General features: G+C 56.8%; 10 protein-coding genes and 1 pseudogene. 6 read left to right on the forward strand and 5 right to left on the reverse strand.

What is annotated here, in order from left to right; translation table 11 throughout:
* Positions 1–223: 223 nt before the first annotated feature.
* Positions 224–1,813: an STY4199 family HEPN domain-containing protein gene (locus tag ACJBF3_RS24175; protein WP_045331309.1), complete on the reverse strand. Its 1,590-nt coding sequence runs from the start codon at positions 1,811–1,813 to the stop codon at positions 224–226.
* 148 nt (positions 1,814–1,961) lie between these two features.
* Here ACJBF3_RS24175 and ACJBF3_RS24180 point away from each other — a divergent pair, with 148 nt between their 5' ends.
* Both ACJBF3_RS24180 and ACJBF3_RS24185 read left to right on the forward strand, forming a co-directional pair.
* A complete protein-coding gene (locus ACJBF3_RS24180) occupies positions 1,962–2,501 on the forward strand; it encodes a GNAT family N-acetyltransferase (protein ID WP_045331311.1) in 540 nt (179 codons plus the stop codon).
* A gap of 71 nt (positions 2,502–2,572) precedes the next feature.
* Positions 2,573–2,911, forward strand: a complete 339-nt coding sequence (locus ACJBF3_RS24185) for a lysozyme (RefSeq protein ID WP_045331313.1) — start codon at positions 2,573–2,575, stop codon at positions 2,909–2,911.
* On the opposite strand, the gene ACJBF3_RS24190 is transcribed toward ACJBF3_RS24185, so the two are convergent.
* On the reverse strand, positions 2,890–3,492 hold the full coding sequence (locus tag ACJBF3_RS24190) for a response regulator transcription factor (protein ID WP_045331316.1): 603 nt from the start codon (positions 3,490–3,492) through the stop codon (positions 2,890–2,892). The two genes, ACJBF3_RS24185 and ACJBF3_RS24190, sit on opposite strands and share 22 nt — an antisense overlap.
* Positions 3,493–3,666: 174 nt before the next feature.
* Positions 3,667–4,425: an SDR family NAD(P)-dependent oxidoreductase gene (locus tag ACJBF3_RS24195; RefSeq protein WP_045331318.1), complete on the reverse strand. Its 759-nt coding sequence runs from the start codon at positions 4,423–4,425 to the stop codon at positions 3,667–3,669.
* 119 nt (positions 4,426–4,544) lie between these two features.
* On the opposite strand from ACJBF3_RS24195, the gene ACJBF3_RS24200 reads away from it, so the two are divergent.
* The 3 genes and pseudogenes from ACJBF3_RS24200 to ACJBF3_RS24210 all read left to right on the forward strand — a co-directional run bounded on the left by ACJBF3_RS24200 (position 4,545) and on the right by ACJBF3_RS24210 (position 8,104).
* Entirely contained in the window at positions 4,545–5,444 is a 900-nt protein-coding gene (locus tag ACJBF3_RS24200) for a LysR family transcriptional regulator (RefSeq protein ID WP_045331320.1), read from the forward strand.
* A gap of 52 nt (positions 5,445–5,496) precedes the next feature.
* Positions 5,497–6,521: pseudogene (gene yhjD, locus ACJBF3_RS24205) on the forward strand (inner membrane protein YhjD).
* 260 nt (positions 6,522–6,781) lie between these two features.
* Positions 6,782–8,104, forward strand: coding sequence for an MFS transporter (locus ACJBF3_RS24210; protein WP_045331323.1), 1,323 nt, complete (start codon positions 6,782–6,784; stop codon positions 8,102–8,104).
* A 93-nt stretch (positions 8,105–8,197) separates the two neighbouring features.
* Here the strand turns inward: ACJBF3_RS24210 and ACJBF3_RS24215 are convergent, their stop codons facing one another.
* Together ACJBF3_RS24215 and pdeH are read right to left on the reverse strand one after the other, a co-directional pair.
* A complete protein-coding gene (locus ACJBF3_RS24215) occupies positions 8,198–10,240 on the reverse strand; it encodes an AsmA family protein (RefSeq protein WP_045331325.1) in 2,043 nt (680 codons plus the stop codon).
* Positions 10,241–10,305: 65 nt separating this feature from the next.
* A complete protein-coding gene (gene pdeH / locus ACJBF3_RS24220; RefSeq protein WP_045331327.1) occupies positions 10,306–11,079 on the reverse strand; it encodes a cyclic-guanylate-specific phosphodiesterase in 774 nt (257 codons plus the stop codon).
* 229 nt (positions 11,080–11,308) lie between these two features.
* Between pdeH and ACJBF3_RS24225 the strand changes: the two genes are divergently transcribed.
* On the forward strand, positions 11,309–12,238 hold the full coding sequence (locus tag ACJBF3_RS24225) for a sugar kinase (protein WP_045331329.1): 930 nt from the start codon (positions 11,309–11,311) through the stop codon (positions 12,236–12,238).
* The last annotated feature ends 37 nt before the right edge of the window (positions 12,239–12,275 follow it).

Below are 12,275 nucleotides of genomic sequence, written 5' to 3' on the forward strand. Positions count from 1 at the left end.
TTATTCCTTCAGGCTATCGGGTCGGGCATGAGCCTGCATCCCTGCAGGCCACGCCCTCTCGGCGCATCCCTGCGCCTCGCCCCGGCCTTCCGGAAACGCTTCGGCGATTTACAGCCGGACCGGGGCATCGCTGTAAGGCATTCATAACCCTGATGGCACATACATTGCTTTAGGTTTGAAAATTACTGGGAATTTCTCAGCCCACAGGGAGAGGGAGAAGAAATCAGCGGATCACCTCATAAATGGCCGTCTGGATAGACTGCCATTTTTTGTTGCTGGCATCCGGCTGTGACTGCGCGCGGCGTGTGGCCATATCGAGATCGTGCTGCTGGCGTTTCACCACCGCAGGCACGGTGCAGAAAGCTTTGAGGTACTCTTTACGCACCGAGGTCAGCGACTCGCCGTTCGACATCGCGTGGCTAAGCGTGTTGATAAAACGACGACACGGCTTCTCTTCTACCATGTTCTGCCGATAGCGTAACATCAGCTCCAGCACATCATCATGCCCGGCAGACATCGCCTCCTCGGTCCAGGAGAGCTTCCAGTCCATCCCCCCCTGTAAAAAAAGCTGCACCACGCGGGTATCGTTGCGGTTAACGGCCGAGCGGAAGTTATTCTCATCCCAGGTTACGCCCATGCGCGTGAGCGTTTCGCGCGAGGAAGGCGTCTCGCGCATTTCCTGGGGAGCCGCCGCTTCTGCCGCTCGGGCGGTTGCAGGCTGCGGTTTGCTGCTGGTCACCAGCCAGAATCCCCCCGCCACGATGGCAATCACCATCACGCCAACCGCCCCCCACAGCGCGCCGGAGATGAGCTGCTCGCGCTGTTCCGGGGTGCGCGGCGCGCGCTGGGTCGGTTTTTCAATGGTGTCTCGGACCTCGAACAGATCTCCACCGGTGACCCGATCCATTTTCTGCGCCTTTTCCCAGAAGGTATGCAGTTCGCTGGCATCGACCGCCATGAATCCGGCGGGATTGACGCGGGTTCTCCCCTCTTCAAACGCCCGTTGAACGGGGCGTGCAATCTGCGCGTAGTAGTTATCCAGCAGCTGAATTTGCGCCGAGCTTAGCGTTTTCTGAACGGTGATGCTGTTGCGGATCTGCCGAATGTCATCAAGGAAGGTTTGCAGCGTTTTGCGCGGTTCAACCAGCAGCGTCAGCATGGACGGATCCCTGAACAAAGAAGCGTAATAGCGGCTGAACTCTTTTTTATCGACCAGCATCTGCGCCAGTTCACTGAACATCATGCCGCTCAGCACATCGTTGATCTCGCCAAGCTTCAGCCAGCGCCGGACGCGATCGGCGTTAAACAGGGTCTTAAGATGGTTGTTCAGCTTGACCTGATCGGGCCAGGCCTGCTGGATAATCCCTTTAATCATCAGCTCTATCGCGCGTACCTGCTTGTGCGCCTGCTGCTGCTGAAGTTCACTTCCCGGCGCCAGGTCAGTGCTGTAGGTCAAAAGCGGCTGCTGCAGGCGAAGATGTTCCAGCGCGGTGACAAACCGCATCGCCGCTATCAGCTGGTTTTCGCTCACGTCCTGCCCGCTTTCATACTGCGGAACGCGCTGCTGCAGCAGACGCAGCTGGAGCGTAAATTCCGACATCTCGGCATCATTCAGGTTGAGTTTTTTCGCCACGGCTCCCCAGCCGCCCAAAGCTAATCGCGCGCTGTCGAGCTGTTCCAGGAACCAGCGTGGATCTTTGCCCTCGGAAGCATGTACATTCAAAAGGAGCAAAATTTCCACCGACGCCTGGCGAATGACCGCCAGACAGTGTTCGAACTGTTCGCGAATATGATGTGATGTGCTGAGAGTCATTGTTTTCCTTAAGCGACAGCGAAGACATCCGAAATGGGCGCGTGACGGCCTTTTTTCTTTTTATTTATACGCGGTTAACCATACCTGACTTTCTGTTGAAATAAAGTGACAACCCTAAAATCATTTAAAATGTTTCAGGAGAATCCGAATGCCGGTTTTAATTACCCCTCGCCTGGCCTGTTCGCCCCTGCAGGAACAAGACTGGCCCTTTTTTCTGGCATTGCAGCAGCATCCCGACGTGATGCGCTTTGTGGCGCAAGACCGCCCCGTCGCGGCGATCCGCGAGGCGTTTGATGCGCGCCTGACGCCCTGGGTGCCGGGCAGCACGCACTGGCTTTGCCTCGTCGTACGTGACGCAGCCTCGCAGGCCCCGCTGGGCGTGACCGGGTATATTCATCGGGAGGCGGACTGCGCCGAAGTGGGCTTCCTTTTCGCACCCGCCGCGCAGGGGAAAGGTTACGGCTTTGAATCCCTGAAAGCGCTTTGCGATTACGCTTTTCATCAGGGCGGGATACGTCGACTCACCGCAACCGTCACCGCGGGGAATGTGGCTTCAAAACGCCTGCTGGAGAAAACTGGCTTTCGTCTGGAAGGTGAGTTACGCGAGAGTTATTACCTTGCGGGGCGCTGGCAGAATGACTGGCTATTTGGTTTATTACAGCATGAATACCTGAATAATAATTCCTGATCAACGGCCATTTGGCGGATATTTCTCGAACGTCGTTTCCTCTACAGTGTCGCTATTAAGAGGAATTGAATATGAAAGGTCATGGGCTGAAAATATCTTCTGCCGCCATAACGTTAATAAAAAAACATCAGGGTCTTTCTCTGGAGAAATATCGCGACGAAAGCGGATTATGGGTTATCGGCTATGGCCACGTCATCCGCGATCGGGCGCAATTTCACGGCCCCGTCACGCCATCCCAGGCAGAAGAACTGCTGCATGACGATATTCATCGTTGTGAGGCGCTGCTGCGGGAAAGCGTGGCCCGTCCTTTAACCCAACAGCAGCATGATGCGCTGGTTATGATGATATTCAGTTTCGCCGGGCTGCCTTCGCTTCCAAAGGCGCTTTTTCAGGCCGTCGCACGGCTATAGTAGAGCGCCGCCTGCGTTCTGTTTTTCACGTCCAGTCGACGGAAAAGCGCTTCGAGGTGCGCTTTTACCGTCGCCGCGCTGATGTTGAGATTGCGACCAATCTCTTTGTTTGACTCCCCCGCTGCCAGCAGTTTCAACACGTCGCGCTGACGCTCGCTCAGGGATGATAACGCCTGAGGCGACGACGGCTCTTCAACCCACTCGCCGGGAAAACAGACCATCCCTCGGGATACTGAATCCAGCACGGCGGAAAACCGCTCAGGACGGGCATTTCGGGGAATAATCGCCATGACGTTTCGCTGGCGCAATTGCTCCACCCATCTGGCCTCTTTTTTCGCCAAAACCAAAATTACGCGTATCGCCGGAAAGCGTTGCGTCATCTCTTCCAGCAGGGCAATCCCGTCGTCCTGGATAACATTGCCGTCAATCATGACGATAGCTGACGGCGAAGCGGAAACCTGCGTCCATAAATCGTCTGCCTGACAGGTCCCTGTCATATCTATTTCCGGAATTAACGCCTGAAGACTGTGTATCGCTCCGTGAATAAAGAGTGACTGCCTGTCAAACATGATTACTCGCATCGGTTTTCTCCCTCTGATAATAACGAAGGGGGATTCTACAGAGGGGGTATTTAAGAAAAAACTCAACGAATGGAGACGTTACAAATCCCTCTGTGTTCTTTATATCTGTCCGTATTTGGACACATCCGCATTAAGGAAATCCTTAAGGGGGTTCCTTCCCCTTAAGACCCTGCATTACAGGAACATACCGCCTGAGACTTCAATACGTTGCGCATTCATCCAGCCCAGCTTATCGCTGAGCAGTGCCGCAATGGCATCGCCAATATCGTCCGGCAGCCCCACGCGTCCCAGCGCCGTCTGCGAGGCCAGCAGCGTGTTCAGCTCCGCGTTGTCGCGCACGCGTCCGCCGCCAAAGTCGGTTTCAATCGCGCCAGGCGCGATGATGTTGACGGAAATCCCGCGCGCGCCCAGCTCTTTCGCCTGATAACGCGTGAGCACCTCCATCGCCCCCTTCATGGCCGCGTAGGTTACCGAGCCCGGCTGGGTAAAGCGGGCCAGCCCGCTGGAGACGTTCAGGATCCGTCCTCCGTCGTTGAGCAGCGGCAGCAGGCGCTGGGTCAGGAAGAACGGTCCTTTGAAATGAATGTTCAGCGCCTCATCAAACTGGGCTTCCGTCGTGTCGGCGTAGGGCGCATATAAACCCGTTCCGGCATTGTTCAATAAATAGTCAAAAGTGTCGCGCTGCCAGACGGTCTTAAGGGTTTCCTGAAGCTGTCGGGCAAAATCATCAAAACGCGCGATATCCCCGACGTTAAGCTGTAATGCCGCCGCGTTAACGCCTTTTTCCTGAATTTCATGCACAACGTCCAGCGCTTCCTGCTGGCTACGGTTGTAGGTCAGGATAATTCCCGTGCCGTCTGCCGCCAGCTTCAACGCCGCGTTTTTACCCAAACCACGGCTACCACCCGTCACTAATGCAATACGTTCGCTCATCATAAACCTCGTTTTGGCTGTTATGGAGATTGAGATAGAGCTTATTAGGTGATAGAAAATCAATAAAGATGGACAAAAGCGCTTCACTGTTTCAGTAGCAACAACAATGAGCTTCCTCTATGGATAAAATTCACGCAATGCAGCTATTCGTCCGCGTCGCGGAGCTGGAGAGTTTTTCCCGCGCGGCAGAAACGCTCACCCTGCCGAAAGGCAGCGTGTCGCGACAAATTCAGGCGCTGGAAAACCGGCTTGGCACCCAGCTATTGCACCGCACCACGCGCCGCGTCAGCCTGACGCAGGACGGCATGGTCTATTACGAGCGGGCAAAAGATCTGCTGGCAAACCTTGATGAGCTCGACGGACTGTTTCAGCACGATCCCTCCAGCATCAGCGGACGGCTTCGCGTGGATATGCCCGTCGCCGTTGCTCGAAATTTAGTCATACCCAAACTGCCCGCTTTTCTGCAGCAGTATCCGGGCATTGAACTGGAACTCAGCAGCAGCGATCGTCTGGTGGACGTGATCCGCGAAGGGTTTGATTGCGTCGTCCGCGTCGGCACGCTGAAGGATTCAGGGCTGATTGCGCGCCCGCTCGGCAAGCTGACGGTGATTAACTGCGCCAGTCCGGATTATCTGGCGCGATTTGGCTACCCGGAAACGCTGGATGATTTAGGCTCGCACGCCGTGATCCACTACGCCGCGATGCTGGGAACTCGCCCCCAGGGCTTTGAGTTTTATAACGGCAGTGCGGCGCAGTGGGTAAAAACGGGCGGGGTGTTGACCGTCAACAGCACGGAAACTTACCAGGCAGCCTGTCTCGCCGGGCTGGGCATTATTCAGGTTCCGCGGGTGGGGGTGCGTGATTTACTGCGCGCGAAGAAACTCATTGAGATCCTCCCGCAATATCGGGCCGAACCGATGCCGGTTTCCCTGATTTATCCCCACCGGCGCAACCTCTCCCGCCGGGTACATCTGTTCATGGAGTGGCTGACTGAGCTCACAAAAGCTTACGTGGACTAGCCGCAGGCTATACTTCAAAAACACATCCAGCCAAACGAAAAGGAAAAGACGCGTGACGTCGGAAAAGAACCCGCAACGACCCACCCAACATTTAGAGTACGAACCCGTCAAAAAGATGGAAACCGGGCCTGAGGAGGCCAAAACGCCAGGCACCGCCAGCAAAGCGCTGGGGACCGTCACCGGCATCGCCGCGAGAATTCAGCAGTTCCCCATGGTTGCGCATCTGATACGCGCGACCGAACGCTTCAATGACCGCATGGGGAACCAGTTTGGTGCGGCCATCACCTATTTTTCCTTCTTGTCGATGATCCCGATCCTGATGGTGTCGTTTGCGGCGGCCGGTTTTGTACTCGCGTCGCACCCGACGCTGCTGCAGGATATCTTCAATAAGATCCTGAACAACGTCAGCGACCCGACCCTTGCCGGCACGCTCAAAAGCACCATCAATACCGCCGTTCAGCAGCGTACTACCGTCGGCATCGTCGGCTTGCTGATCGCCCTTTATTCCGGCGTTAACTGGATGGGCAACCTGCGCGAGGCCATTCGCGCCCAGTCGCGCGACGTCTGGGAGCGTAAGCCGCAGGATCAGGAGAAAATTTGGGTGAAGTATCTCCGCGATTTTGTGTCGCTGATAGGCCTGCTGGTCGCGCTCATCGTGACGCTTTCCATTACCTCGGTGGCGGGCTCGGCGCAGCAGATGATCATCTCCGCGCTCTATCTTGACTACATCGAATGGCTGAAGCCCGCCTGGCGCGGCATTGGGCTGGCGATTTCCATCTTCGCCAACTACCTGCTGTCTTCTGGATCTTCTGGCGCTTGCCCCGCCATCGTCCGCGTAAGAAGGCGCTGATCCGCGGCACGCTGATTGCAGCGATCGGCTTTGAGGTGATTAAAATCGTGATGACCTACACGCTGCCGTCACTGGTGAAATCCCCTTCCGGCGCGGCTTTTGGCTCGGTGCTGGGGCTGATGGCGTTCTTCTACTTCTTCGCGCGTTTGACCCTGTTCTGCGCGGCGTGGATAGCCACCGCCGAGTACAGAGACGACCCACGAATGCCGGGCAAAACACACCGGTAACCCCACTCGCGGGCTGAAATTTCAGCCCGCTTCATCATTTCAGCATATAAATCCAGTCCGTAACTTTTATTTAACCGAAAACCAGTTTAATTGACTAACATTTAAAATCTGTGAAGCATTTCATAGACGTGTTTTGGCTGGTCTGAAAATTATCCGCTTTTTGTTGTTTTTATGACCACGCCACGACTTTGTTACAGATTGAAATGTCGCTTTTGCTGTGCGTAATATGGCCTTTCGTTCGACAAAAATAAGAAAATATTATGCAAGCAACCGCCACCACACTCGCCTCAGAAACGGAAAACGTTCCGGTAAATTCGCGCAATAAAGTTGTCGTCGCCTCGCTGATTGGCACCGCCATTGAGTTCTTCGACTTTTACATTTACGCCACCGCGGCGGTCATCGTCTTCCCGCATATTTTCTTCCCGCAGGGCGACCCGACGGCGGCCACGCTGCAGTCTCTGGCGACCTTTGCGATCGCCTTTGTCGCGCGTCCGATTGGCTCAGCGCTGTTTGGACACTTTGGCGATCGCGTTGGCCGCAAAGTCACCCTGGTGGCCTCGCTGCTGACCATGGGCATCTCCACCGTCGCCATCGGCCTGCTGCCGACCTACGAAACCATCGGCATTCTGGCGCCGGTCCTGCTGGCGCTGGCGCGTTTTGGTCAGGGGCTGGGCCTGGGCGGTGAATGGGGCGGCGCGGCGCTGCTGGCCACCGAGAACGCCCCGGCGCGCAAGCGCGCGCTGTATGGTTCCTTCCCGCAGCTTGGCGCACCGATTGGCTTCTTCTTTGCCAACGGGACGTTCCTGCTGCTCTCCTGGCTGCTGACGGATGAACAGTTCATGAGCTGGGGCTGGCGTATTCCGTTTATCTTCTCAGCCGTTCTGGTGCTGATTGGCCTGTATGTGCGCGTTTCCCTGCATGAAACGCCGGTGTTCGCCAAAGTGGCCGCGGCAAACAAGCAGGTGAAGGTGCCGCTCGGTACGCTGCTGACCAAACACGTCCGCGTGACCGTGCTGGGCACGTTTATCATGCTGGCAACCTATACGCTGTTCTACATCATGACCGTCTACTCCATGACGTTCAGCACCGCAGCCGCGCCGGTTGGGCTGGGTCTGCCGCGTAACGAAGTGCTGTGGATGCTGATGATGGCGGTGATCGGGTTTGGCGTAATGGTGCCGATTGCGGGCCTGCTGGCCGATAAGTTCGGTCGCCGCGCGAGCATGATTACCATCACCACGCTGATCGTTCTGTTTGCCCTGTTCGTCTTCCCGCCGCTGCTGGGTTCAGGCAGCCCGGCGCTGGTGATGGCCTATCTGCTGATTGGCCTGAGCCTGATGGGGCTGACATTCGGCCCGATGGGCGCGCTGCTGCCCGAGCTGTTCCCGACGGAAGTGCGTTATACCGGCGCGTCGTTCTCCTATAACGTCGCGTCCATTCTGGGCGCGTCCGTTGCGCCGTATATCGCCACCTGGCTGCAGGCGAACTACGGTCTGTTCTATGTGGGGGTTTATCTGGCGGCGATGGCAGTGCTGACGCTGATTGCGCTGCTGCTGACGCACGAGACTAAGCACCAGGCGCTGTAAGCTAACGCCGGGTGGCGCCTACGACTTACCCGGCCTACGATTCACATGTAGGCCGGGTAAGCGCAGCGCCACCCTGCAAAAACAGGCCTCACCTTACTTCTTCATCTGCGACAAAATGGTCCGGCACTGGTTCTCCTCACCTTCTGACGGCGAAACCAGCGCCAGCAGCGCTGCGGCCGGGGTGACCAGCGTTGCAAGGGCCGCAGCCACCGCGCCGCGCGCAATCAGCGGCCCGGGCTTCACGCCCGCCTGCGGATTTTTAAAGGTGCCGCGCACGTAAAGCGGCGAGCGCAGGGTGATGATGCGGATCCCCTTGCTTTCCGGATCGATGGTCAAATCCAGCTGCTCCGAGGCCATGCTGGCGGTACCGGTCACGTTGATCACCGCGTTTTCCGTGTCGAAGGCAAAAATCTGCGGACGCGCCACGCCGTTGACCAGGTCCAGATTGGCCGCCGCACAGTTCACCCGCACCTCGTCATCACCGAAGATTTGCCCGATGACAAAGTTGCCCACGTTCAGCCCCAGGATCTCCATCAGGTTTCGGCTCACCAGCCCGTCGTTCATCAGCAGCTTCAGGTTACCGTTGCCGCTGCCCAGCAGCGCCGCTACCGAGTTCCCCACGCCGCGGATGTCGGCATCACCGTTCATTTCACCGAGGGTTTTCTGCATCAGCTCGACGTTCGGCATCAGCTCTTTCAGCTTCAGCCTGCGAGCCTGGATCTCCGCCCGTCCCTGCATCGGCTTCTTATCGCCTTCCAGGTGAATGTTGGAGGAAATCGTCCCGCCCGCCATGCCGAACTTCAGCGGCTGCAGGCGCAGATCGGCATTTTTGAGGAGAATATGGGTCGAAAGATTGCTGATCGGCAGCGTGCTGCCATGCTCAATTTTTCCGCCTTTGAAGCGCACATCGGCATCCATCACGTTCCATTTGTCGGTTTCGAAGCGATCGTAAGGCAATACTTTACCCGCGGGCTGAACGTCCTTTTTGACCTCTTTCGACTTTGTGCCTTTGCCCGAATCTACGCCAATCAGCGGGCCGAGATCGGCCAGCCGCAGCTGTCGGGACTCGACATCCCCTTCCAGTTTCGGGCGCGGTTTTCCGGTGGTGTAGGTCAGCGTGCCGTGGATGTCGCTGTCGCCGATCCGGCCGTTAAAATCCCGGTAGTCAAAAACGGACGATTTTTCGGTGTCGATTTTAGCGACCAGATGCCCGTCCGTTTCGAACGGCGGGGTATCCGGCAGCAGTACGCCGGTGAGGTCATACAGCTCGCCCAGCGAATCACCGGCAAATTTCAGCTGCAGATCGACACCGCCCATGTTCATCGGGTCGTTAACCGTGCCCACGAACGCCACGCGGGTGTTACCTGAACGGAAGTCCGCCTGTACCGGGAACGGCGTGCCTTCGCTGCGCAGCGCCAGCATGCCGCCGATTTTCCCTTTACCGCTGAGCGGCTGGTCGTTGTAGCGCCCTTTCGCCGTCAGGCCGAAGACATAATCGCCTACGCTTGCCTTGTCGCCTTTGGCTTTCGTGCCCGTGACCTCGCTAAACGGCAGCGGCTTGCCCAGCGGATCGACCAGGATCTCCACGTCGGCCTTGCTGACCTTATCGTCGATGGCGATCCGCCCGCGATCGAAGAGAATATTGTCGAGACGGAATGACCAGGAAGAAGGCTTGGCATTCGGATCTTTTTCGCCGTCGCTGGCCAGGTTAAACGTCCAGTTGTTGTTTTTTTCTGAGAGTCTAATCAGGCGCGCATCCGGCTGCTGAAGTTTGATCCACGGCAGATAGACGGTTTTGGTAAAGAGCGCCAGCGGAGCCAGCGTGGCCTCGACGCGCGGCAGGTGGATCATGGTGACGTCCGGGATATCCGGCGGGTTGCCGAGAATGATGTCGTCGGCATGAACGTGTGGCCAGGGGATCCAGCTTCGCCAGCCGGGCTCCTCTTTCTGGCGCTCCCATACCACCCCTAAATCGCCGCGTATGGCGAAGGGGCGGTTCAGTTCGGTTGAGACTTTCTGGTTGATGGTCGGCTTGAGACGGTTCCAGTCAAACGTCGCAATGATGATGGCGACGACCACGATCAACAACAAGAAAATCCCTGCTGTCCACGAGATCACCCTGGTTGTTCTTGTCATTTTTATCCCCTTTCCTGATGACCTGTTCTGTAAAACTATAGTCCAGACAAAGGGAAGCGGGCTTATCAGAGGGTTGTTATCACGTTATCGAGGCGATCCATGGGTACCGGGCGAGAGAGATAATAGCCTTGCGCCGCCGCTGCGGGAGAGTTTTGCACATCGCGCCACTCTTCCAGCGTTTCTACACCTTCAACAATCACGCCCTGGCAATAGCGGTTCATCAGCTGTAATAACAGCGTAAACAGATTCCGCCCTTCCGGGGTCTGACGCAGCATAATGAACAGATCGCGGGCCACTTTAATGTAGTCGTAACGCACTTCGCTCAGGGCAGAGAAGTTCGCCATGCCGGTGCCAAAGTCGTCCAGCCACAGCGGGCCGTACTCGCATATGGAAGCAAACGAGGAATCCTGCGGCAGACGGACGTGCTCCACCAGCTCAAATCGCATCCACGGCAGGGTGGCGATAAGCTCCTGCAGTTTCGCGTTCTGCCGCAGCGCCAGCAGGGTTGGGCCATCGACGTTCACCGAGGCGAGGATATTGTGCTGTTCGAAAAAAGCGTGCTTCGTCGCCAGCATACGAAGCTGCTCTTCCAGCACGTCCAGACGCTGGCGAACGGCAACTTCGGCAAAATAGCGATCTGGCGCAATGCGCTGGGTAGGGTTGGAGGGATGCGTCACGACGGTCAAAATTTCAATGGCCATCAGTCGACCGTCTGTTCGGTAGATGGGCTGATAGGTGTACGCACGCTCGCATTGCAGCCAGTAGCGATGCTCCTGCAAGTTCTCAATACTTGCCTCAGGCGTAGTGCTCAGCCGCTGGATAACCTGCTCTGACTTCATTTCAGATGTCCTGTTGTTGGGATAGCCTTTCTGGACTCGTCACAGGATTATCGGCGCGACAATTGAGAACTTTATGTTCAATTCACCGCGAAAATGAAATTAAGATGACAGAAATGCGCGGGAATACGCGCTGGCTCAAACAAAATAATGGAACGTTGTTTTAATATAGTTGACCGGTTAATTCACTCAGCGCACACTGCTGATAATTCTTCTGTTCAGGTTCACGACTATGTCCAAAAAAATTGCCGTGATTGGCGAATGCATGATTGAGCTGTCACAAAAAGGCGCGGAAGTCAGCCGCGGATTCGGTGGCGATACGTTAAACACGTCCGTTTATATTGCCCGTCAGGTTGCGCCTGAGGCGCTCACCGTGAGCTACGTTACCGCCCTGGGCACGGACAGCTTCAGCCAGCAAATGCTGGAGGCCTGGCAGAGCGAACATGTTGAAACGTCGCTGATTCAGCGTATGGAAAACCGCCTCCCGGGACTTTACTACATCGAAACCGACAGCACCGGTGAACGCACGTTTTATTACTGGCGTAACGAAGCTGCGGCAAAGTTCTGGCTGGAGAGCGACGCGGCCGCGGCCATCTGTCAGAAGCTGGCCACCTTCGACTATCTCTATCTGAGCGGGATCAGCCTGGCGATCCTCAGCCCTGACAGCCGTGAAAAGTTGCTCTCGCTGCTGCGCGCGTGTCGTGCCAACGGCGGTAAGATTATTTTCGACAATAACTACCGCCCGCGCCTGTGGGCCAGCCGTGAAGAGACGCAGCAGGTCTATCAGCAGATGCTGCAGTGCACCGACATCGCCTTCCTGACGCTCGACGATGAAGACGCGCTGTGGGGAGAGAAGCCGGTTGAAGAGGTGATTGCACGCACGCAGGCGGCAGGCGTAAGCGAAGTAGTGATTAAGCGCGGCGCGGAGTCGTGCCTGGTCGCGGTGGCGGGTGACGCGGTGGTTGAGGTTCCGGCGGTGAAGCTTGCCAAAGAGAACGTGATTGATACCACGGCGGCAGGCGATTCATTCAGCGCGGGTTATCTGGCGGTTCGTCTGACGGGTGGAACGCCGGAAGCGGCGGCCCGGCGTGGGCACCTCACGGCCAGCACCGTGATTCAGTATCGCGGGGCGATTATTCCGCGCGAGGCGATGCCTGTATAACCCCTCACCCTAACCCTCTCCCCATAGGGGAGAGGGG

The organism is Enterobacter sp. PP-008-ECC_S150 (assembly GCF_045257065.1).
In the GTDB taxonomy this organism is placed as follows: Bacteria; Pseudomonadota; Gammaproteobacteria; order Enterobacterales; family Enterobacteriaceae; genus Enterobacter; species Enterobacter chengduensis.